This window comes from Actinomadura luzonensis, from assembly GCF_022664455.2.
GTDB classification, from domain to species: domain Bacteria; phylum Actinomycetota; class Actinomycetes; order Streptosporangiales; family Streptosporangiaceae; genus Nonomuraea; species Nonomuraea luzonensis.
Window position 1 is genome coordinate 2932428 of the sequence record NZ_JAKRKC020000001.1, and the last position, 21459, is coordinate 2953886.

Genomic DNA, 21459 nt, shown 5'->3' on the forward strand with positions numbered 1-21459 from the left:
GACCTGACAGACCTTCTACGGACCGACCACCAATGTGTCACACCGGGCGGCCGTGCTGTCAAATGCGTGTCAGACGTTCGCGGCGTCGGTCCGGTCGGGGACGAAGCGGTAGCCGACGTTGCGGACCGTGCCGATCAGCGACTCGTACTCGGTGCCGAGCTTGGCGCGCAGCCGCCGGACGTGCACGTCGACCGTGCGGGTGCCGCCGAAGTAGTCGTAGCCCCACACCTCCTGGAGGAGCTGGGCGCGGGTGAAGACCCGGCCGGGGTGCTGCGCGAGGTACTTCAGCAGCTCGAACTCCTTGAAGGTGAGGTCGAGCACCCGGCCGCGGAGCCGGGCGGTGTAGGTGGCCTCGTCGATGGACAGGTCGCCGCTGCGGATCTCGTCGGGCACCTCCTCGGCGGCGGCCTGGGTGATGCGGCCGGTCGCCATGCGGAGCCGGGCCTCGACCTCGGCGGGGCCGGCGCTGTCGAGCAGGACGTCGTCGACGCCCCACTCGGCGGTCATGGCGGCGAGGCCGCCCTCGGTGACGATGACCAGCAGCGGGCAGTCGATGCCGGTGGTGCGGATCAGCCGGCACAGGCTCTTGGCCTGGACGAGCTCCTTGCGCGCGTCCACGATGACGGCGTCGGCGGGCGGGGTGTCGATGAGCGCGGACGCCTCGGCGGGTGCGACGCGGACCGAGTGGAGCAGCAACCCCAGCGCCGGGAGCACCTCGGCGGACGGCTCGAGGGCGTTGGTCAGCAGGAGCAGGTTGCTCATTACGGCCTCCTCAAACGCGCAAGGACCCGGGGGCTACGTCGCCCAGGTCCTGTGAGTGAGGATATCCCACGAGTAAGTCGCGTCCATTGCGGGTCCACCAGGTGAACAGCGCGTCTCCTGGAACAACCTCGTTAAGGACGCCGCACAATAGATCTGTACCGATTGTGAGGATCGCATGGCCACTGGAAAAATACGGTATTGGGCGGCGGCCAAGGACGCGGCGGGCGTTGCGGAAGAAACGTTCGAAGCCGTCACACTTGGTGAACTGATGACGAAAATCACACAGAATCGCGCAGAGTTGGCGCAGGTCGTGCGCCGCTGCTCGTTCCTCGTGGACGGCTCGCCCGTCGGCAGACGCCCCCACGACGAGGTCGCCCTCGGCGACGGCGTGACCGTCGAGGTGCTGCCGCCCTTCGCCGGCGGGTGATCATCCGCTTCGTGGGGGAATGAGAGCCTCCATCGATAGGCTCTAACCCCCGCCTGCACAGGGAGCCCCATGCGCAAGCTGATCGTTTTCCTGATCGTGCTGGTCATTCTCCTTGTCGCCGTCGACCGCGTGGCCGCCGCCGGGGTCGAGCGCGACCTGTCGAACCGCATCGCGGCGGCCGCCGACCTCTCCGGCACGCCCACGGTGACAATTGAGGGCATCCCATTTCTCACTCAGGCCATCAGCGGGCGGTATCCAGAGGTACGGTTCAATCTCGGCACGTTCACCTACGGAGGCGTGCCGGTGAAGAACCTGCGGGGCGCCGCCTACGACGTGACGGCGCCGCTGGCCGACGTCCTCCAGAACAGAGCCAACATCCGGGCCGGCCGCGTGAGCATCAGCGGCACCCTCACCAGGGCCACGATCGACAAGTACGCCCCCAGCGGCGTCAAGATCGGCGGGAACGGGTCGCGGCTCACGGCGTCGGGCGAGGTGACGGTGGGGGTGAGCAAGGTGAAGTTCAACGCCGAGATGCGGGTCGACGTGGCCGACGGGGGCATCAGGCTCCAGGCCGTGAAGATCCAGGGTGTGCCCGACCAGCTCGCGCAGTTCGTGTCGTACACGATCCCGTTCAAGGGGAAGCTGCCGTTCGACGTGAAGGTGACCGGGGTGAAGAGCGTGGCCGAAGGATTGGAGTTCTCGGCCGAGGCGACTGACGTGCCGCTCCGTGGATGAGGTTGAACCGATCCGTCCCGTCGTACGTGATGAGGACGTGACCGCAGCCGACACCGCCGACGAGGAACTGGTGAAGACCCTCTTCGACGAGCACGCGGGGCCGCTCTACGGCTACGTGCTGCGACTGACCGGTGACTCGGGGAGGGCTGAGGACGTCGTGCAGGAGACGCTGCTGCGCGCCTGGCGGCATCCCGACGCGCTCACCGACCGGCCGATCCGGGCGTGGCTGTTCACCGTGGCCCGTAACCTCGTGGTGGACCAGCACCGCGCCAAGAAGGCCCGGCCGCAGGAGACCGGCGACGAGGCGCTCACCGTGCTGCCGGCCGAGGACGAGCTGGAGCGCGCGGTCGAGTCGTGGGCGGTGGCCGAGGCGCTGGCCGCGCTCCGGCCGGAGCACCGCGAGGTGCTGATGGAGGTCTACTACCGGGGACGATCGGTGAAGGAGGCGTCGGCGACGCTCGGAATCCCGCCGGGAACGGTCAAGTCACGCACGTACTACGCCCTGCGCGCGCTCAAGCTCGCACTGGAGGAGCGGGGGCTGGCGCCGTGATGACGTGCGAAGAGGTGCGGATGTCCCTGGGCGTGCACGCCCTGGGCGCGCTCGACCCCGAGGAGGCGCTGGAGGTCGACCGGCACCTCGCCGACTGCGAGGCGTGCGGCGCGGAGCTGCTGGAGCTGGAGGACGTCACCTCCTACCTGGAGAAGGTGTCCGAGCGCGACGTCGAGCTGGTCGCCAGCCCGCCGCGCCAGGTGCTCGACCGGCTGCTCAACGACCGCGTCCGGCGCACCCGGCGCGGGCGGATGCTGCTGCTGTCGGCCGCGTCCGTCGCCGCGCTGGTGCTCGGCGGCACGGTCTGGTCCGCCGTGACCGGCGACGGCGGCCCGGCGACGACCGCCGCCCAGGCGCCCGAGAGCGCCGCCTCGGCCCGGGAGCCCGCGACCATGGCCGACCAGGGCCAGGCGCTGAGCGCCGGGCCCGAGCGCAAGGCCGTGCCCACCCCGTCGGCCAGCAGCAGGGCGGTGACCGGCCCCGAGTTCAAGGGCGAGAACGAGGAGGCCGACTACTACGCCACCGTCATGGCCTGGCCCGACGAGGACGGCACCGAGCTGGGCGTGCAGGTGCGCGGCGTGCCGGCCGGCACCAGGTGCCACGTGCTGGTGATCGGCGCCGCCGGGCAGCGGGACGTCACGGAGAGCTGGGTCATCGGGACCGGCGCCTACAGCAGGCGCACCGCGTTCCGGACGGAGACCAGGCTCGCGCTCAAGGACATCGCGCGCTTCGAGCTGGTCGACGACCGCTCCGGCAAGGTGCTGGTCAAGGTGGCCGGGAAGTAATCACGGAGCCCGCCGGTTGCACCTGAGGTGACGGGTTCGTCGACGGGTCCGCTGTCCGCGGCCGATCTCGGGGCCGCGCTCGGCGAGCGGGCGACGCTGGTGCACTTCGCCACCGCGTTCTGCCAGCCGTGCCGGGCGACCAGGCGGGTGCTCGCCGACGTCGGCGCGCTGGTGCCGGGCGTGCGGCACGTCGAGGTCGACGCCGAGTCGCGCCTCGACCTGGTCCGCCGGCTGGAGATCACCGCCACCCCCACCGTGCTCGTGCTGGACGGCGCGGGGCACATCGTCAAACGGGCCTCCGGCCTGCCGCGCAAGGCCGACGTCCTGGTGGCGCTCGCCGCGGCCGTGGAGCGGGAAACGTCTCACCAACCGGACGAGATGTGACAGATGACGAGACGCCGAGTAGTGTCGTGCGCATGACCCTTTCGACAGAGCTGCTCACGAAGCGGCGCGCGGTTGACTTCTGCCGCGTGGCCACCGCGCTCTGTCGCGCTGCCTGAGGACGATCTAGCGCGGATCGACGATCCGCCCCATCGACCCTTCAGGAGCATCCCGCGATGCGTGCCGACCTTGAAACGTCGCGCCTCCGCGCGCCGAACCCGACCCTGACTCCCGCCCTCGTCGCACCGACGGGGCGCTTCCGGGTGCCCGGGGCCGCGCGCACCTCGCCGGTGCTCCACACGAAGATCCTCAACGCAGCCTCGGGATCCAGCCTTGGCTGCGCCACGTACCCGCATATCAGCCGTCTACTGCCCGCCGCCAACATGGAGGTTTCCCAATGAGCCGCTCCGCCGCACTGGTGGACGCCGACTGGGTCGAGGCCAACCTCGACACCCCCGGAGTCGTTCTCGTCGAGGTCGACGAGGACGTCAGCGCCTACGACAGCGGTCACATCCGTGGCGCCGTCAAGATCGACTGGCGGAACGACCTGCAGGACCCGGTCCGCCGCGACTTCGTGGACAGGACCGGCTTCGAGGCCCTGCTGTCCGACCGCGGCATCTCCAACGACGACACGGTGGTGCTGTACGGCGGCAACAACAACTGGTTCGCCGCCTACGCCTACTGGTACTTCAAGCTCTACGGCCACGACAACGTCAAGCTGCTCGACGGCGGGCGCAAGAAGTGGGAGCTCGACTCGCGCGAGCTGGTCAAGGACGTCCCCGAGCGGCCGAAGACCCAGTACGTCGCCCAGGAGCAGGACTCCGCGATCCGCGCCTTCCGCGACGACGTGGTCAACGCCATCGGCAAGCTCAACCTGGTCGACGTGCGCTCGCCCGACGAGTTCACCGGCAAGCTGCTGGCCCCCGCCCACCTGCCGCAGGAGCAGGCCCAGCGCGCCGGCCACGTGCCGACCGCCCGCAACATCCCGTGGTCCAAGGCGGCCAACGACGACGGCACCTTCAAGTCCGACGAGGACCTGCGCACCCTCTACCAGAACGCCGGCGTCGACTTCGGCAAGGACACCATCGCCTACTGCCGCATCGGCGAGCGCTCGGCGCACACCTGGTTCGTGCTGCACGAGATCCTCGGCCAGCAGAACGTGAAGAACTACGACGGATCGTGGACCGAATACGGCTCGCTCGTGGGCGTGCCGATCGAGCTGGGGGAGGCCCGCTGATGACTGCACAGGGTTGCGGAGCGCCGGAGCAGACCGTGGCGCTGCCCGCCGGGATCGACCTGTCCAACCAGGCCGTGATCCAGGGCGTCGTGACCGGCGCCGGCACCGCCTACGCCCGCCTGCTGGACCGCTCCGGCGAGTTCACCGGCGAGGTCGTGGTGTCCGAGGACGGCGTCTTCCGCTTCTTCGCCGCTCCCGGCGACTGGACCGTCCGCATCATCGCGGGCGGCGGCGTCACCAGGGACGTCCAGGTCGAGGCCAAGCTGGGCGAGGTCGCCCAGCTCGCCGTCGCCGTCTGAACAGCGTGCGAGCAAGGGCCCGCGCCGGCATCGCCCGGCGCGGGCCCTTCCGCGTGCAACCGATCCCGGCCCGGCGGTGTTCTTCCTGACGTGAGTGCTATCGACCCCGTCGCCAAGGCGCTGCTCGACGACCTCGACGAGGGGTTCGCGGAGCTGTACGCCGGCCACCGCAACCTGGTCTTCTCGACCGCGTTGCGGCTGAGCGGCAACTGGTCCTGCGCCGAGGACCTCACCGCGGAGGCGTTCCTGCGGGCCTATCGGGCGCTGGCCGGCTACGGCCCCGACCGTCTCGCGGCGCTCCAGCCGCGGGCGTGGCTGATGACCGTGCTGATGAACCACTGGCGCAACGCGGCCCGCGCCAAGGCCCGCAAACCCCCGCCCGACCTGCGCGACGAGCCGCTGGACGAGGTGGACCCCGGCCAGGACGTCGAGGCCGCCGCCGAGCGCCGCGAGACCGGTGACGAGCTGGCCGCGCTGCTCGGCCTGCTGCCGGCCGAGCAGCGGGCCGCCGTGGTGCTCCGGCACGTCGCCGACCTGCCGGTCGCCGAGATCGCCACCGTGCTCAGGATCCCGCAGGGCACGGTGAAGTCGCACGTGTCGCGGGGGTTGCAGCGGCTGCGCGCACTGGGAGGCGTTCGATGACCGAGGACCGTCTGCTCGCCGGGCTGGCGGCGCTGGCCGCCGACGCGCCGGACGAGCTGTTCGAGCGCGTGGCCGCCCGCTGGGTCGCGGTGCCGTCCGCGGTCGGCGAGCTGCGGGTGGCCTGGACCGGCCGGGGCGTGGCGTACGTGCGCGGCGCGGAGGGGTTCGCGCGGGCGTTCCGCGCGCGCTTCGCCCGGCCTCTCCTGCCGGCCGCCCGGCCGCCGCTGCCCGCCGCCCGGCCGCCCGCCGGGCTGCTGCCCGCGTTGCGCACCGGCCGGTCGAGCGGGGTGCGCCTGGACCTGGACGGGCTGAGCGCGTTCCGCCGCGAGGTGCTGGAGGCGGCGCGGACGATCCCGCGCGGCGAGGTCCGCCCGCACTCCTGGATCGCCGCCCGCCTCGGCCGCCCCACGGCCGCCCGCGCGGTCGCGGCGGCGCTGGCGGACAACCCGGTGCCGCTCCTCGTGCCCTGCCACCGCGTGGTCGGCGCGGACGGCCGGCCCGGCGAGCACGTCCTCGGCGCGGCGGCCGGCGAGCGGCTGCTGCTGGCCGAGGGCGTGGACCTGGAGCGCCTGCGCCGCCTGACCGGGCAGGGCGTGTTCTACCTGGCGAGCGACACCACCGGCGTCGTCTGCTTCCCCACCTGCCACAACGCCCGCCGCATCACGCCCGCCCACCGGCACGGCTTCCGCACGCTCGCCCAGGCCCGGGCGGCCGGCTACCGGCCGTGCCGCACCTGCCGCCCCGCCCCCGCTCAGGGCTTGGTGGGGTAGCGCATGAGCAGCGTGGCCCTGACGAGGTCGGGGCCGTGCGCCCGGTAGCCGTGGGGCACGTCCGAACGCCAGGAGATGTGGTCGCCGGGCCCGGCCGTCAGCGGCTCCTTGATGGGCCCGGCGCTGAGCGTGCCGCTGAAGACCGTGACGTGCTCGGTGACGCCCTCGTGGTGCGCGGGCGAGGTCTGGGTGAGGCCGGGCGGGACGCGCACGCGGTAGAGCTCGTAGGTGACCCGGTCGTCCTCGAAGACCTCCAGCAGCTCGGCCTCCATGGCCGTGCCGCGCATGATCTGCGGCTCGGGCGGCGGGTCGAGTATGGCCCCGATCGGCACGCCGAGCTGGGCGGTGATCGCCCACAGCGTCTCCAGCGTCGGGTTGCGGGTGCCGGTCTCCACGCCCGACAGGGTGGCCTTGCCGATGCCCGCCCGCTTGGCGAGCTCGGAGAGGGAGACGCCGCGCGCCTGGCGCAGCTGCCGCAGCCGATCTCCCACCACGCGCGGGTCGGTGTCGAACGCGGGGAGCGGTTCCATACCGTTCATGCTGCCGTACGGGCCGCGGATCGCGCCGGGGATTATCGACTTGTCACCCCCGGCGCAGCCCATCGCGTTTCCCGGGTTGCTGCTGCGTCATAAGGGACATACCGCTACGATTCCACAGATGTCCAGTTCGACAGGCGTGATGGCACCACCCCTGACTGGGCCTACGCCGGCTCAGCGGATGCCGTCGCCGTACTCGTTGCCCCTGCACGCGCTGCGCCTGGCGGGGAAGTGCGCCCTGCCCCTGATCCTCTGGTTCGCCGCCGGCGAGCTGGCCCGCTTCGCGCTGCTGTACGGGGCCACCGAGGTCGCCTACGGCGAATGGCGCCAGGTCCGGCTGATCGCGGTCATGACGCTGCTCACGCTCATCATCCTGTCGGCGATGACCGTCACCACCGGCATGCTGCACGCCCTGCGCGGCGCGCTCTGGGAGACGCGCGCGCGGACGGAGTCGGGCGTGGCGCAGGAGCGCTTCTTCCGCACCCTCGACCGGGTCGCGCCGGCCTTCGCCGTCCTCTACCTGTCCTGGGGCTTCCAGACCGAGGACGCCAGGGACGTCTACCAGATGGACATGTTCCATCACATCGACGACATGATGAACGCCGCCTGGTTCGGCGAGAGCAGCACCGCCGGCCGCTCCCTGACCGACCTCGACTGGCGCGTGTCGCTCGGCGCCATGGCCGTCACCTTCGGGCTGAAATGGCTGTTCGCCAAGGCCCTGGAGAAGCGCAAGAGCGGCTTCTACGGGTTCCTCGCCGCCTTCTCCGAGTTCGCGTTCGTCTTCTACGGCCTGAACGCCACCGTAGCCTTCGGCAACGCCCGCGCCGAGTGGATGGAGCACCGCAACGTCGTCGCGGGCGGCGAGGAGGCCCTGACCGCCGCCAAGGAGAACGTGCCCGTCTGGGACTGGATCACCGGCGTGTTCGCCGAGTACTGGCCGCTGTTCCTCGACGCGGTCGCCGTGCCGCTGGCCTGGCTCACCGTGGCGATGCTCGTCTTCGGCGCCTTCTCCGACGACGCCCGCGCCCTGGTCAAGGGCACCCGGCTGGAGCGGGGCGTGGACCGGCTGGAGAACAGCCACGACCTCACGCAGAAGTCGTTCGACCAGCTCACCGGAGGCTTCAAGGACCGCTGGCTGCCGCTGGCCAACTCGCTGCGGATGGTGTTCAGGAGCGGCTTCCCGCTGTTCGGCATGATGTGCCTGTGCTACGTGGCCCTCTCGGTGGGCGGCGACTACGCCCTGCGCGGCGTGGTGCACCTCATCGGCGGCGCCGAGGACTGGGCGTGGATCTACCGGATCGTGCCGCTGTCCTTCGTACGGGACCTGGTGGTGACCGTGCTGACCATGGCGCTGCTGGCCGCCACGTACGACCTCGCCGCGACGCGGGCGCGACTGCGCGGCGAGGCGTTCGACGACGCCGCCTGAAGCCGCCCGGGTCGCGCTCAGCGCCGCCTGAACCGCAGCACCACGACGTCGATGCCCCTCGCCTCCATCTTCTCCCGGTTGAACAGGTCCTCGGTCGGGGTGTCGGAGCGGTAGTCGCTGGGCTCGAACGACAGCTCCACCTCGTTCGCCACCGGCGTCGGGACGATCGCCAGGCCCTCGATCCGGTAGTCCTTGCCCACCACCAGCCGGTCCGTCGGACGGTCGCCGACCGGCTGGATCGGCACCGTCCACTCGCGGCCCGCCTTGTCCAGGAGCTTGACCCGGTTGGGCTCGGCGGTCATGGTGGCGCTCGACTCGTCCACGACCCGCTTGGTGATGTCGATCTTCAGCCAGGTCACCTCGGGGCCGTGCTTGCTGCCCTCAGGAGCCTTCGTCGGGGTGATGGCGACCCGGTACTCGGTGTTGTAGGCCTTGCCCGGCCGGCCGGCCGGGACGATCGTCTCGTTGAGGTTGAGGCCGCGGGTGATCTGCTGGTGGTAGAAGGCGTAGCCGTCGTAGGTGCGGGCGCCGACGGTGAGCAGCGACACGACGACGGCGCCGGCGGCCACCAGGAGCAGCCTCCGCCGCCCGCCCGCCCTCGACGCGCCCCCCACCGCCCCCTGCCCCGCGGCCCCGACCCCGGCCTCAACCCCGGCCGGACCCTGCGCCACTCCTGGCCCTTGCCCGGCTCCTGCGCCCAGCCCGGTCCCCACGGCCAGCCCGGTACCTGCGCCCTGCCCGGCTCCTGCGCCTAGCCCAGGCCCCGCGCCCTGTCCGGCTCCTGGGCCTTGCGCTGCTGTCGGGCCTTGCGGCATCCCCAAGCCCAGCGCGTGCGGCCCCGGGGGCTGCGGCGGTGACTGCGGCGGCCATGGCTGACCGCCCGGGCCGCCGTGAGCGGGCGCCATGGGGTGAGCGAGGCCACCCTGAGGCTGAGGGCCGCTCTGAGGCTGAGGGCCGCTCTGAGGGTAAGCGCCGCCCTGAGGGTGGCGCGCTGCGGAGGGCGGCCACACCTGCTGATCGGGCTGATACGGCCGCCCCCGATCCTGCGGCATGCCCTGCGGCCCGCCCATGCCAGGGGCTTGTGGCCCGCCCATCCCGGGGGCTTGTGGCCCGCCCATCCCGGGGGCTTGTGGCCCGCCCATCCCGGGCGTGCCCGTGCCCGGCGCTGGAGGGCCGCCGACCCCGGGCGTCTGGGGAGCGCTCATGCCGGGCGGCTGCGCAGACCCCATGCCGGGTGCGGGCGCGGAGGGAACTCCGGGGGCCTGCGGCATGCCTCCCGGAGGCGCTTGGGGCCTGCGATACCCCGCCGCTCCCTCCGGCCCCTGCGGGTAGCCCGCAGGGCCGCCTGGGCCCTGGGGCTGCCCGGCGTGAGGGGACTGCCCGGCGTGAGGAGCCGAGCCCTGGGGGTGCCCGGCATGAGCGCCCGGGCTCTGGTGCTGCCCGGTGTGGGCGCCCGGGCTCTGCGGGTGTCCCGGGTGAGCACCAGGGCTCTGCGGGGGTCCCATGTGGGTGCCAGGGCTCTGCGGGGGTTCCGTGTGGGTGCCGGGGCTCTGCGGGTGTCCGGCGTGGGCGGGGGTGTGTGGCTGGCTGGCGTACGGGCCTGGGGGCTGAGGGCGACCGGTGGCGGGGTACGGCGGGTACGTGTCGGGGGGCTGCGGCATGGCGTGGCGAGGCGCGCCCTCAGGCCGGTGCGGCGACCCCTGGCCTCCGAGGCCCTGGCCTCCGACGCCCTGGCCTCCGAGGCCCTGGCCTCCGAGGCCCTGGCCTCCGAGGCCCTGGCCCCCGAGGCCCTGGCCCCCGACGCCCTGGGCCTCAGGCCCCTGGCCGCCGACGGGCGGTGGTGCGGCGTGGCGGGGGTGGGCGGGACGCTGATCGGCCGGCTCCGGACGACCCGGGGGCAGGGGACGGCCCGGGTGCATGCCGGGCCCCGGCGGGAGTCCCTGCCCGGGCGGCTGCGCGTGGGCCGACGGGGGTGGCGGGGGCGGGGCGTCCTGGGGGTTCCTGGGGACGGTGGCCTCCCAGCTCTCCGCCGCCGGCTCCCGCTCCTCCCGCCCGTCGTTCTCGGGCGAGAACCAGTCGCGCTCGTTCGTGCTCATACGACGATCACTTCTTCACGATCGAGTAGACGTCCTGTGCCGAGGCCGCGAGCTTGCGCGCCCCCTCGGCGTCCAGGCCGAGGTCCACCTCGACCTGCGGCTGGTACGGCTCCACCACCACACCTTGCTGCGGCAGCTCGAACAGCACGCCGGCACCCGGCAGCGCCGACGCCGGCACCTCGAAGTAGAAGCGCCCGCTGACCCAGATGTCCGGCTGCACGAACGTGTTGGACAGCGTGAGCGACCGGTCCACCCGGTCCGTCGCGTCGAACTTCTTGCCGTCGGCGGTCACCAGCACGGGCGGGGCGAGGTTGTACGGCTTGAGCGCCGACTTGGCGGAGGCCGTGACGATGAGGAACAGGTTGTCCGTGGCGAGGGTCTCGGAGGAGCCCTGGAGGGACTTGGCGGCGGCGACGGAGTCGAGCCTGAGGGTGAACCGGCGGGCGTCCACGTCCTCGCCCTTGACGCCGCTGTAGACGACGGGGTCGGAGACCTCGCCCTCGCCCAGCTTGAGCGTCTGCAGCGCCATGGCGCCGGCGATCAGCAGCAGCCCGGCCAGGGCGGCGATCAGGCGCGGGCCGAGCGCGGTCCGGCGGCGCTCGTCCCCGGGGCCGGACGCGGGCCCGGTGCCCGGGCGGGACGGGACGACGGCGGCGTGGGGCTGGGTGGCGGTCATGTGCCGGCCTCCTGCTTGACGGGCAACGTCACCCGGGCCTTGATCTCGGGGTAGAACTTGTCGCCCACCGGCTTGGAGACCATCTCCCAGGTGGGCGTCGCGTTGAGGAAGCTGGTGCCCTCCTCGAAGGAGGCCACGTCCAGCGTCATCTTGTCCGGCGGGCGCTGCCCCTCCTTCAGCCGGTAGCGGACGATCACCTGTGTGGGGACGTCCGGCTGGAGCTGCTGCGTCTCGTCGCCCTTGACCAGCCCGAACACGAACGGCCCCGACTCCTTGTCGAAGGCCGGGCTGATCTTGACGAGCGAGGCCGCGAAGCCGAAGCGGCTGACCGCCTGCTCGATCTTCTCGGCCGGCAACCCGACCATCGCGGTCTCGTCGCTCTTGTTGGTGACGTCGAAGACCAGCTCGACGAAGCGCTTGTCCTCGTCCACGATCGACTTGGCCTTCTCCACCCGCACCCGCGACTCGACGAACTTGGTGGAGTACATGCCCTGGTCCAGCACCGCGCCCTGGCTCAGCGGCTCCGGCGTCTCGGGAGCCTCGTCGAGCCCGCCCAGCAGAGCGGTGACGCCGACGGCGGTGAGGGCCACCAGCGCGATGGCGGGCACCACTACCGGGCGTCTGGGCCTGTCATTGCTGCCGCCGGAGGGTTCCGTCATGGGTAGTGATGGTAATAGGTATCGCTTGTCCCATCTGCCGCATTGCTCCCATCGCTCTGGCCGAATTGCCGAGAAACTCTGCCGTTCAGGGGCCCGAAGCTCTTACGCTGTCACGAGGCGGGAAAGGGCTAGTCCTCATTGGGTGAAGATTCGCGGCCGGAGGGTCACGTGACGGACGTGCATCCCGAGCATGCCCAGCTCCAGGCGGACCGCATCTACCTGGGCTGGCAGTACATCCTGTTGCACCCCGACCCAGGCCCGCCGCCCAAACGTCCCTCCCCCGAGGAGGGCCAGGCCGCCGGCGGCCCCGATCCCGCCCAGGTCGAGCTGGTCCGGCGCGAGCGGATGCAGGAGGACATGCTCAACCGGCCGGTCCGGCTGTTCCGCGTGTTCGCGCTGGTGCTGAGCGTGCTGATCCTGGCCGTGGCCATCGCGGGCTACCTGGCCTGGTCGTTCGCGCTCGTCGGGCTGGTCGCGGCCGGCGGGGTGGCGGTCATCTGCACCTTCGCCCTCATGCAGGGCGACCGGGCGGTCCGCTACCGCGTGCTGGAGCAGCAGGCGCGGGACCAGCGCCGGCGCCAGGAACGTGACAAGGAGCTGTTCAAGGCCCAGGAGGACCACGCCAGGCGCTACCGCGAGTGGCAGGAGTCGAAGGACCGCCACGACCGCCAGCTCACCTGGTACGCCGTCGCCGTCCCCGACGAGATCGACCGCATCGACGTGGCCGGCGGCACCCTGCCCGGCTGGTCCGCGCTGGTCACGCTGCTCGGCGCCACCCGCCTCTACAGCGGCGGCCACCTGACCGTGCTCGACCTGTCCGAGGGCGCGATCGCCAAGGACCTCATCGAGCTGGCCCGCAAGGGCGGCGACGACCCCCTCGTATGGGTGCTGCCGGTCGACCTGCCCAAGCTCGACCTCGGCGCCACGCTCAAGCCGGAGGCGTTCGCGGACGTCCTCGCGCACGTCGTCAGCGTCAGCGAGGAGCACCGCACCACCCGCGACCTCAGCTTCGACAACGCCATCCTGGAGCGGGTGCTGGAGGTGCTCGGCGAGAACGCCACCATCAGCCAGGTCACGGCCGCGCTGCGGGCCCTCGCCCAGGTCGGCGACCCGCGCGACGACCTGCGCTTCGGGCTCATCACCGCCACCCAGCTCGAACGCATCGGCACGCTGTTCGGGCGCGGCGTCAGCGACCGCGTGGTGATCGAGCGCGCCTGGGCTCTCGAATCGCAGCTCCGCAAGCTGGAGACGCTCGGCACCGAGGCCGTGCGCCTGCCGCCCGCCCGGCTGCGCGTGGTCAGCATGGACCGGCAGGCCGGCGTCTTCGGCAACCGGGTGCTCGGCACGTACGTCGCCACCGCGCTCACCCACATCCTGCGCCAGTCGCCCGCCTCCGACCGGCCCTGGTACCACACCATCATCGTGGCGGGGGCCGACAAGCTCAGGGGCGACGTCCTCGACCGGCTCATGGACGCCTGCGAGACCTCGCGCACGGGGCTCGTCCTGACCTACCGCTCGCTCACCCCCACCGTGCGCGAACGGCTCGGACGCGGGCACGCGGCCGTCGCGTTCATGCGGCTCGGCAACGCCGAGGACGCCCGCGTCGCCAGCGAGCACGTCGGCACCGAGCACCGCCTGGAGCTGGCCCAGCTCACCGAGACCATCAGCGACTCGCTGCCGACCCTCAACGGCGGCTACACCTCCACGATCTCGCAGGTCGACGACGAGCGCGAGGAACGCGACGAGGGCCAGGCCGACCTCGCCGAGGACATCACCGAGTCCACCGAGTGGGGCCGCACCGCCGACAAGATCTCCGAACGGGAGCGGGTGCTCCAGCGCTCACGCGAGTTCCTGGTCGAGCCGCACGAGCTGCAACAGCTCCCCACGACCTCGGTCATCGTCACGGACGCCACCGCCGAGGGCCGCCGGGTCCGCCTCGCCGACGCCAACCCGGCCATCCTCACCTTCCCCAAGACCACGCTCGGCGAGCTGGAGGACGTGCGCGAGGCCGTGCTCGCGCTCGACCCCCGGCACCCCGACGGCGAGGAAGAGCCCCCACCCAACCTCGGCCCGCCCCCACCCCGCCTCGACTGGCGCAAAGGCCGCCCATGACCGCCCCGAAGGCGAGGGACTCTTCCTGCTGTCCGAGAGGGCCGGATGTGACCGCCTCTCCCCGCTGGCCGGAAGGGCCGGGCATGGCCGCCTCTCCCTACCAGTCGGGAGGGCCGGGCATGGCCGCCTCTCCCTACTAGCCGAAAGGGCCGGGCATGGCCGGTTAATGAGATGGTCAATGTCAAGGTGACGAGCTGGCGGTTGCTGGAATTTGGCGAAGAACCGTCTCTGGGGGATTGATGATGCAGCCGAGCGTCTCGCTCAGCGGGCCCTGGTATCGAATCCAGTCGATCGCCGCGCCCTCGCGAAGCTCGTCGGCGGAATGGGATTTCGTCACCGTGCTGCCCGCCGTGCTGTCGGCGGCGCAGCGCGACCGGCCGTTCGTGATCGGATGGCTGTCGCGCGGGTCCGGCGCGCCGCTCGAACTCATCACCAACGCCGGCCCGCTGTCGCCGCCGCGCCAGCCGCGCCGCGCCACCGACGTGCCGGACCGGCCGAAGGGGCCGCAGCCGTTGCTGTTCCCGGGTGGGGCGCGCGGCGTGCCGCTGTCGGAGGAGTACCTGGCCGACCTGGCGGACCTGGTCTGGATGCCCTGCCCGGGACGGCAGGCGCCGCCGCTCGGCGGCCGGGAGCGACACGGCGACCCGGACGAGCTGACCCGGCCCACGCTGTTCGAGGCGACGCTGGTGACGCTGATGTCGCGGCCGTTCGCCTGGCTCGTCGTGGCCGAGCCGACCGACCTGCTGGACGCCGAGGTGGCGCACCTCCGCACCCAGCTCAACGTGCTGCGCCAGTACGGCGACGCCTCCGAGCGCTCCCGTTTCGACGCCGAGCGGGCCGAGCGGCGCATGCAGGAGCTGGACGCCTTCCGCGAGGCCGGGCTGTGGAACGTGCGCGTGCTGGCCGGCGGGGCGACCGCCGAGGAGCTGCGGCAGATCGCGCCCGTGCTGGTCGGTTCGGTGGAGATGAGCCATCACCCGTACCGGCTGCGGAGCGCGCACGGGGCCGCGTACAGCCTGGGCGAGGCCCTGGCCATCACCATGCAGGACCCCGCCGACGGGGCGGCCGCGCCGTTCGCCGCGACCGCGGGGGCGCTCGCAGCGCTGGCCGGGCTGCCCCGCCGCGAGGTGCCGGGCGTCCGGGTGCTCGACTCGGGGTTCTTCGACGTGACGTCCGAGGCCGACGGCGGCGAGCTGGAGCTGGGCGAGATCCTGGACGGCCAGGACCGCGGCGTCGGCATGTTCCGGGTGCCGCTCGCCACGCTCAACCGGCACGCCTTCGTCACGGGGGCGACCGGCTCGGGCAAGTCGCAGACCGTCCGGCACCTGCTGGAGCAGCTCAGCCGGGCGCGCATCCCGTGGCTCGCGATCGAGCCGGCCAAGTCCGAGTACGCCGCCATGGCCGGCCGCCTGGACGCCCCGGTCACCGTGATCAACCCGTCCGCGCCCGACGGCGTGCCGTTCAGCGTCAACCCGCTCGAACCCGAGCCGGGCTACCCCGTGCAGGCCCACATCGACATGGTCAGGGCGCTGTTCATGGCGGCCTTCGACGCCGAGGAGCCGTTCCCGCAGATCATGTCGCTGGCGTTGCAGCGCGTCTACGAGGCCACCGGCTGGGACGTCGTCACCGGCGGCGCCGTGCCCGGCAGCAGCGTCCCGCCCAGCGTCCCCACCCTCGAACAGCTCCAGCAGCACGCCATGGACGTGATCAAGGAGATCGGCTACGGCCGCGAGGTGCAGGCCGACGTGGAGGGCTTCATCTCGCTGCGGCTGCGCTCGCTGCGTGTCGGCTCGGCGGGGCGCTTCTTCGAGGGCGGCCACCCGGCCGACATCGGCGGCCTGCTGGAGCGCAACGTGGTGCTCGCCATCGAGGACGTCGCCAACGACGAGGACAAGGCGTTCCTCATGGGCACGCTGATCATCCGGATCGTGGAGCACCTGCGGATGCGGGCCCGCAAGGAGCGCTCGCACGGGCTGCGGCACGTGATCGTCATCGAGGAGGCGCACCGGCTGCTGCGCGACCGCGGCCACGGGCGCGCCTCCACGCACGCGGTCGAGCTGCTGGCCGGCATGCTGGCCGAGATCAGGGCGTACGGCGAGGGCATCGTCGTGGCCGAGCAGATCCCCACCAAGCTCGTCCCCGACGTGGTCAAGAACACCGCGCTGAAGGTCGTGCACCGGCTGCCCGCCGAGGACGACAGGAAGCTCGTCGGCGCGGCCATGAACCTGAGCGAGGAGCAGTCGCGCCACGTCGTGTCGCTCCAGCCCGGCTCGGCGGCGGTCTTCGCCGACGGCATGGACCGGCCCCTGCGGGTACGGGTGCCGCTCGGCGAGGGACGCGAGAAGGTGCTGCCGGGGCCGCCGCCGCCCATCCGCGGCCGGCGGTCGGCGGCGTGCGGGGCGCAGTGCCGGGGCGGGCAGGCGTGCACGCTGGTCGAGCTGCGCGAGGCCGACGTGCTGGCCGACGCGCCGGAATGGGCGTGGCTGCGAATCTGGTGCGACACGGTCGTGCTCGCCTTCGTCAGCAACCGGCCGCTGCCGGGGGTGCCGCGCGTGTTGTCGGCCGCGTGGGGGGAGCTGCCCGCGCGGCGGCGCGAGTGCCTGCTCGCCACCCTCGTCGAACGGTCGGTGCAGCGGCGGGCCTGGTCGCTGCGGAGCTGGTTCGACCCCTCGCTGCTGACGGAGAAGGCGGCGGAGAAGGCCACGCGGCTGCTCGCCGGGCTGGAGTCCGGCGGCGAGCGGCCGGGGGCGTCGTGGGTGATCCCGCAGGTGCGGTGGCTGCACGAGGTGGACCGGCTCTTCCCGCACGGGCAGGCCGCGCCCAACCTGCGCAGCCCGGCGCCGCCCATGGAGTACGCCCTGTTCCGCCCGCCCCACGGCAACGGCAACGGCTCGCCCGACCGGGTGCACACCGAGCTGCTCGGCCACCGCGCCAAGGCGCTGCGCCACCACCCGCTGTCGATGGAGGTGGACCGGAACCGGGCGCTGGCCTGGCGGGTCATCCTGGGCGACGACGAGAACGAGGCGGTGCAGCGGGACATCACCACCGTCGCCATCGGCATCGAGTCGTCGGCCCGGATCCGGCACGTGGGGCAGACGATGGGGGCGGGGTGGCTGGAGGGCGTGCTGTCCTGGCCGCGCCGCTTCGTCCTGCCCTTCGACCACGGCGGCACCCCGGAACTCGCCTTTCCCGCCGCCCCGTCCCCCGCCCCCGTCCCCACCCCGACCCTCTGACGGTCGGCTACGGGCTGAGCTCCTTCCGGGAGGAGGTGGCCGGTGGTCGCGGGCCGAGGTGGGCGGGTCCGCTCGGGGGGACGGCCGGGGGTGGCTGCGCGAGCCGGGAGTGCCGTGAGCTGGGGGAGACGGGTCAGTGGCCGCGGCGGCGGGCGAGGCGTTTGCGGCGGGCCGCTTCGCGCCGTTGCTCGTCCTGTTCCCTCCGCAGGTCCCGCCGCGCCGCCGAGGCCGCCGCCTTGCGGCTCTCCAGCTCCAGCCGCATCGCCTCCTGCGCCGCCGTCCCCCGCTGGGGCGGGACGCGGGCGGCGGCGCGGGCGGCGAGCTTGGCGGCCCGCTTGGGGTTGACCCGCCCGCCGGGGTCCCGCCGGTCGGCGGCGACCGGGGGAGCGGCGGCGGCCTGCCGTAGCAGCGCCACCCCGTGCCGCTGCAGGTACGCATACAGCTCCGGGTCCGTCGGCTCGCCGCCGAGCACGAACCGCACGGCCCGCACCACGCCGCTGCCTTCGTCCTGGACCTCCAGGACCCCGACCCAGAACCCGCCGTCCAGATAGACGGAAAGCGTCACCATGACGTTCGCCCTCCTGTGGGCATGCCGAAACGCCGGCCTGACGAGGCCGCTTCCGGCACACCGGACATCCCAGGAAGGGCGGATACGGACACCATCGCCCGGGCTACCGACCGGGCCGCGTTTTCGTGTGCGTAACGAGACTACGGCCCGAGGCCGACTAGGATCCATGCACATGACCCAGCTTCCTCTGCGGGCTCAGCTCGCCAGCGCCCTGGGACGCAGTGCCGCCACGCTGTCCAGGATGACCGGCCGGGGCGACGGCTCGGTGATCGGGGGCCGGGTCGGCCTGATGCTGGAGCCCGACCTCCTGCGCAAGCTGGCCCGTGACCGCAAGCTGGCCCTGGTCAGCGCCACGAACGGCAAGACCACCACCACCCGCCTGATCACCTCCGCGCTGCTCGACCTCGGCGAGGTCGCGACCAACGCGTTCGGCGCGAACATGCCGGCCGGGCACGTCTCGGCGCTGTCCCAGCACAAGAGCGCCCCTTACGGCGTCCTCGAGGTGGACGAGAAGTACCTGCCCGAGGTGCTCGACACCACCGGCGCGAGCGTCGTCTGCCTGATGAACCTCAGCCGCGACCAGATGGACCGCGCGGCCGAGATCTGGCTGCTGGCCCAGAAGTGGCGCCGCGCGCTGTCGGGCAAGCCCACCCACGTCATCGCCAACTGCGACGACCCGCTGGTCACCTGGGGCGCCTCCACGGCGGCGTCGGTCACCTGGGTGGCGGGCGGCCAGCGGTGGAAGGAGGACTCCTGGTGCTGCCCCGAGTGCGGCGGCCCGCTCGACCGCAAGGACTCCTTCTGGGCCTGCCGCGAGTGCACCTTCCACCGTCCCGAGCCGCAGTGGGTGCTCGACGGCGACCAGGCGATCGACCCGCGCGGGCAGCGATGGCTGCTCGACATCCAGCTTCCGGGCTCGGCCAACCGCTCCAACGCCGTGATGGCGCTGGCGGTGGCGGAGGCGTTCGGGGTGCCGGTGGAGCGGGCGCTGCCCCGGCTGCGCGAGGTCACCTCGGTGGCCGGCCGCTACACCACGGTCGAGCGCGACGGCCGGCACGCGCGGCTGCTGCTGGCCAAGAACCCGGCGGGCTGGCTGGAGGCGTTCGACGTGGCCGACCCGCAGCTGCCGATCATCCTGTCGGTCAACGCGCAGGGCCCCGACGGGCGTGACACGTCGTGGTTGTGGGACGTCGACTACCGCATCCTGCGCGGCCGCCCGGTGTTCGTGACCGGCGAGCGCCGGCTCGACCTGGCGCTCCGGCTCGACGTGGCGGACGTGCCGTTCACCCTGTGCGGCTCGTTCTCGGAGGCGCTGGCCATGCAGCCGCCTGGCCGGGTCGACGTGATCGCCAACTACACCGCCTTCCAGCAGATCCGATCGGAGTTCGGTCGTGCCGTCTGACAGCGTCCTGCGCATCGTCTGGATCTACCCTGACCTGCTGAGCACGTACGGCGACCAGGGCAACGTCCTGGTCCTGGAGCAGCGCGCCCAGCGGCGGGGCATCGAGACCGAGACGATCCACGTGCGCTCGTCCGACCCGGTGCCGGAGAGCGGCGACATCTACCTGATCGGCGGCGGCGAGGACCGCCCGCAGATCCTGGCCGCCCAGCGCCTGCGCAAGGACGGCGGCCTGCACCGGGCCATCGCGGGCGGCGCGGCCATGCTGGCGGTGTGCGCCGGCTACCAGATCATGGGCAGCACGTTCGGCGGCGAGGAGGGCCAGCCGGTCGACGGCATCGGCCTGCTCGACATCGCGAGCACGCGCGGCCCGGCGCGCGCGGTGGGCGAGCTGGTGGCCGAGGTGGACGCGGCGCTCAACCTGCCCACGCTGACCGGGTTCGAGAACCACATGGGCGTCACGAGCCTCGGCCCCGGCGTCCGGCCGCTGTCGCGCACGGTCAAGGGCATCGGCAACGGCAACGGCTACGAGGGCTGCTACGCGGGCCACGTGGTGGGCACCTACCTGCACGGCCCGGCGCTGGCGCGCAACCCGGCGCTGGCCGACCTGCTGCTGTCGTGGCGGGTGGGGCAGCTCGCCCCGCTGGACGACTCCCGTTACGAGGCGCTGCGCCAGGAGCGCCTGGCCACCGTCCTCGCGGCGGAGTAGTCCTCTGCTGAATCCGGGCAAATTGGGGTAGATGGTTCGCCGTGGGATCTACGGTGACCGTCCCCCAGACCCGGACGATGAGCGGCGAGGAGCTGTCCGCCGACGACGCATGGGCGACCCTGCGCCGGTACGGCGGCTGGCACCTCGTCCGCGACTCGCTGATCAGGTTCCGCTACGGCGACGGCATGAGCCACGCCCGCGCGCTGGCCTTCCAGCTCTGCCTGGCCATCATCCCCGGCGCGATCGCCCTGGTCGGCCTCAGCGCGGTGACCGACCAGGACGAGCTCGGCCACGTCCTGGAGCTGACGCTGCGCGGCCTGGCGCCCGGCGGCGGCGCCGAGGCGGTCAAGGAGGCGCTGCAGGGCGGCAACCACGTCTCGGGCAAGCTCGCCCTGCTGCTCGGCCTCGGCACCACGCTGGTGGCGCTGGCGACCGCGATGGCCCAGTTCGAGCGGGGCGCGAACCGCATCTACGGCGTCGAGCGCGACCGGCCCTTCCACCGCAAGTACGCGCGGGCGGCCCTGCTGGCGCTGACCGCCGGGGTCCTGATGATCACCGGCTTCACCGTCCTGGTGGGCGGGGGCGCGCTCGGGCACGCCATCTCGGAGGTCTACGGCTGGGGCGACGGGGCGCGCGGGGCGTTCTCGCTGGTCCGCTGGCCGCTCGGCTTCCTGCTGGCGATGGTGAGCACGGTCACGCTGTTCCGGGCCTCGCCCCGGCGGCGGCAGCCGGGGCACACCTGGCTGGCCGTGGGCGCGCTGGTGGCGCTGGCCTTATGGACGGGCTTCACGCTGCTGCTGGCCCTCTACACCGACAACAACGGCTCCTTCGGCGACACCTACGGGCCGCTGACCGCCGTGATGGCGTTGCTGCTGTGGTCGTTCCTCAGCTCGATCGCGCTCTTCCTCGGGATCGCGTTCGCCGCCCAGCTGGAGGCGTGCCGGGCCGGCTGCGTCGAGCCCGCGCGGCCCGACCCGGGACCGACGGCGGAGGAGGAGCGGGAGCCGCTGGTCGGCGCGGTGGGGTCGGCCGCGATCGGCGCGGTGCGCGACCTGCTGGCCAGGCGCCGCCGGCCCGCTGCCCGGCCCTAGTAGACCAGCGCCTGCACGCCCTCGGCGGTGACCTCCTCGACGAACGTGGGCGCGCCGGCGATGCGCACGCCCTCGATGACGTCGTCCACGGTGATCTCGCGGCGGGCCGCGCACTGGGTGCACAGGGTCACCCGCCCGGCCGCGAGCACGGCGTCGAGCAGGTCCGTCAGCGGCGCGGCGTGCGGCAGGGCGAACTCCTTCGCCCGCCCGGGCAGCGCGAACCACGACGCCTCGCCGGTCAGCCACAACGAGACCGGGACCCCGCTCGCGAGCGCGGCGGCGGCGACGTTGAACGCCTGGTTGCAGCGCTCGGGAGCGTCCGCCCCGGCGGTAACCTTGATCACCAGTGATCGTGCCATGTCCGCC

At 72.7% G+C, this 21459-nt stretch carries 23 protein-coding genes; 16 read left to right on the top strand and 7 right to left on the bottom strand.

Features of this window, described 5'->3' with window-relative positions; all coding sequences use genetic code 11:
• Positions 1-69 precede the first annotated feature (69 nt).
• On the bottom strand, positions 70-762 hold the full coding sequence (locus MF672_RS14225) for a response regulator transcription factor (protein WP_242381547.1): 693 nt from the start codon (positions 760-762) through the stop codon (positions 70-72).
• Between the two features lie 175 nt (positions 763-937).
• Between MF672_RS14225 and MF672_RS14230 the strand changes: the two genes are divergently transcribed.
• The 10 genes from MF672_RS14230 (at position 938) to MF672_RS14270 (ending at position 6588) form a co-directional block, all read left to right on the top strand.
• The gene (locus MF672_RS14230) at positions 938-1189 is read left to right on the top strand and encodes a MoaD/ThiS family protein (RefSeq protein ID WP_242381548.1); all 252 of its coding nucleotides are present in this window, start codon (positions 938-940) and stop codon (positions 1187-1189) included.
• A gap of 69 nt (positions 1190-1258) precedes the next feature.
• Complete coding sequence (locus MF672_RS14235; RefSeq protein WP_242381549.1) at positions 1259-1924, top strand: LmeA family phospholipid-binding protein; 666 nt, start codon at positions 1259-1261, stop codon at positions 1922-1924.
• 37 nt (positions 1925-1961) lie between these two features.
• On the top strand, positions 1962-2474 hold the full coding sequence (locus tag MF672_RS14240; RefSeq protein WP_242381550.1) for a sigma-70 family RNA polymerase sigma factor: 513 nt from the start codon (positions 1962-1964) through the stop codon (positions 2472-2474).
• Positions 2474-3259: an anti-sigma factor family protein gene (locus MF672_RS14245; protein ID WP_242381555.1), complete on the top strand. Its 786-nt coding sequence runs from the start codon at positions 2474-2476 to the stop codon at positions 3257-3259. The genes MF672_RS14240 and MF672_RS14245 overlap by 1 nt, the downstream gene beginning before the upstream one ends.
• Before the next feature lie 27 nt (positions 3260-3286).
• On the top strand, positions 3287-3643 hold the full coding sequence (locus MF672_RS14250; protein ID WP_242381551.1) for a thioredoxin family protein: 357 nt from the start codon (positions 3287-3289) through the stop codon (positions 3641-3643).
• A gap of 32 nt (positions 3644-3675) precedes the next feature.
• Entirely contained in the window at positions 3676-3759 is an 84-nt protein-coding gene (locus tag MF672_RS52100; RefSeq protein WP_407654771.1) for a putative leader peptide, read from the top strand.
• Between the two features lie 278 nt (positions 3760-4037).
• Positions 4038-4877: a sulfurtransferase gene (locus MF672_RS14255; RefSeq protein WP_242381552.1), complete on the top strand. Its 840-nt coding sequence runs from the start codon at positions 4038-4040 to the stop codon at positions 4875-4877.
• Positions 4877-5176 carry a DUF1416 domain-containing protein gene (locus MF672_RS14260; RefSeq protein WP_242381553.1) on the top strand — a complete coding sequence of 100 codons (300 nt, stop codon included), beginning with the start codon at positions 4877-4879 and terminating at the stop codon, positions 5174-5176. The genes MF672_RS14255 and MF672_RS14260 overlap by 1 nt, the downstream gene beginning before the upstream one ends.
• A 90-nt stretch (positions 5177-5266) precedes the next feature.
• Complete coding sequence (locus tag MF672_RS14265; RefSeq protein WP_242381554.1) at positions 5267-5818, top strand: RNA polymerase sigma factor; 552 nt, start codon at positions 5267-5269, stop codon at positions 5816-5818.
• Positions 5815-6588: a methylated-DNA--[protein]-cysteine S-methyltransferase gene (locus MF672_RS14270; RefSeq protein WP_247815246.1), complete on the top strand. Its 774-nt coding sequence runs from the start codon at positions 5815-5817 to the stop codon at positions 6586-6588. Before MF672_RS14265 ends, MF672_RS14270 begins: the two co-directional genes overlap by 4 nt.
• On the opposite strand, the gene MF672_RS14275 is transcribed toward MF672_RS14270, so the two are convergent.
• Positions 6570-7118 (bottom strand): helix-turn-helix domain-containing protein, encoded by a 549-nt coding sequence (locus MF672_RS14275; RefSeq protein ID WP_242377443.1) that lies wholly within the window; start codon positions 7116-7118, stop codon positions 6570-6572. The two genes, MF672_RS14270 and MF672_RS14275, sit on opposite strands and share 19 nt — an antisense overlap.
• 187 nt (positions 7119-7305) lie before the next feature.
• Here MF672_RS14275 and MF672_RS14280 point away from each other — a divergent pair, with 187 nt between their 5' ends.
• Entirely contained in the window at positions 7306-8550 is a 1245-nt protein-coding gene (locus tag MF672_RS14280; RefSeq protein WP_242377446.1) for a hypothetical protein, read from the top strand.
• A 17-nt stretch (positions 8551-8567) separates the two neighbouring features.
• Here the strand turns inward: MF672_RS14280 and MF672_RS14285 are convergent, their stop codons facing one another.
• From MF672_RS14285 to MF672_RS14295, 3 genes are all read right to left on the bottom strand, one after another.
• Positions 8568-9164 (bottom strand): hypothetical protein, encoded by a 597-nt coding sequence (locus MF672_RS14285; RefSeq protein WP_242377448.1) that lies wholly within the window; start codon positions 9162-9164, stop codon positions 8568-8570.
• A gap of 1489 nt (positions 9165-10653) precedes the next feature.
• Entirely contained in the window at positions 10654-11322 is a 669-nt protein-coding gene (locus MF672_RS14290; protein ID WP_242377450.1) for a hypothetical protein, read from the bottom strand.
• A complete protein-coding gene (locus MF672_RS14295) occupies positions 11319-11981 on the bottom strand; it encodes a hypothetical protein (protein ID WP_242377452.1) in 663 nt (220 codons plus the stop codon). Before MF672_RS14295 ends, MF672_RS14290 begins: the two co-directional genes overlap by 4 nt.
• A 168-nt stretch (positions 11982-12149) precedes the next feature.
• On the opposite strand from MF672_RS14295, the gene MF672_RS14300 reads away from it, so the two are divergent.
• Positions 12150-14093, top strand: coding sequence for a hypothetical protein (locus MF672_RS14300; RefSeq protein ID WP_242377454.1), 1944 nt, complete (start codon positions 12150-12152; stop codon positions 14091-14093).
• A gap of 239 nt (positions 14094-14332) precedes the next feature.
• Positions 14333-17326: an ATP-binding protein gene (locus MF672_RS14305; protein ID WP_242377456.1), complete on the top strand. Its 2994-nt coding sequence runs from the start codon at positions 14333-14335 to the stop codon at positions 17324-17326.
• A 133-nt stretch (positions 17327-17459) separates the two neighbouring features.
• On the opposite strand, the gene MF672_RS14310 is transcribed toward MF672_RS14305, so the two are convergent.
• Positions 17460-17894 (bottom strand): DUF2992 family protein, encoded by a 435-nt coding sequence (locus MF672_RS14310; protein WP_242377459.1) that lies wholly within the window; start codon positions 17892-17894, stop codon positions 17460-17462.
• Between the two features lie 172 nt (positions 17895-18066).
• Between MF672_RS14310 and MF672_RS14315 the strand changes: the two genes are divergently transcribed.
• Genes MF672_RS14315 through MF672_RS14325 form a run of 3 tightly spaced genes read left to right on the top strand, consistent with a single transcriptional unit; the run spans position 18067 to position 21093 of the window.
• Positions 18067-19296 (top strand): MurT ligase domain-containing protein, encoded by a 1230-nt coding sequence (locus MF672_RS14315; RefSeq protein ID WP_242377461.1) that lies wholly within the window; start codon positions 18067-18069, stop codon positions 19294-19296.
• On the top strand, positions 19286-20002 hold the full coding sequence (locus tag MF672_RS14320; RefSeq protein ID WP_242377463.1) for a type 1 glutamine amidotransferase: 717 nt from the start codon (positions 19286-19288) through the stop codon (positions 20000-20002). The genes MF672_RS14315 and MF672_RS14320 overlap by 11 nt, the downstream gene beginning before the upstream one ends.
• Before the next feature lie 53 nt (positions 20003-20055).
• Positions 20056-21093, top strand: coding sequence for a YihY/virulence factor BrkB family protein (locus MF672_RS14325; protein WP_242377464.1), 1038 nt, complete (start codon positions 20056-20058; stop codon positions 21091-21093).
• Here MF672_RS14325 and MF672_RS14330 read toward each other — a convergent pair.
• Positions 21090-21452 carry a DsrE family protein gene (locus MF672_RS14330; RefSeq protein ID WP_242377465.1) on the bottom strand — a complete coding sequence of 121 codons (363 nt, stop codon included), beginning with the start codon at positions 21450-21452 and terminating at the stop codon, positions 21090-21092. The two genes, MF672_RS14325 and MF672_RS14330, sit on opposite strands and share 4 nt — an antisense overlap.
• Positions 21453-21459 lie beyond the last annotated feature (7 nt).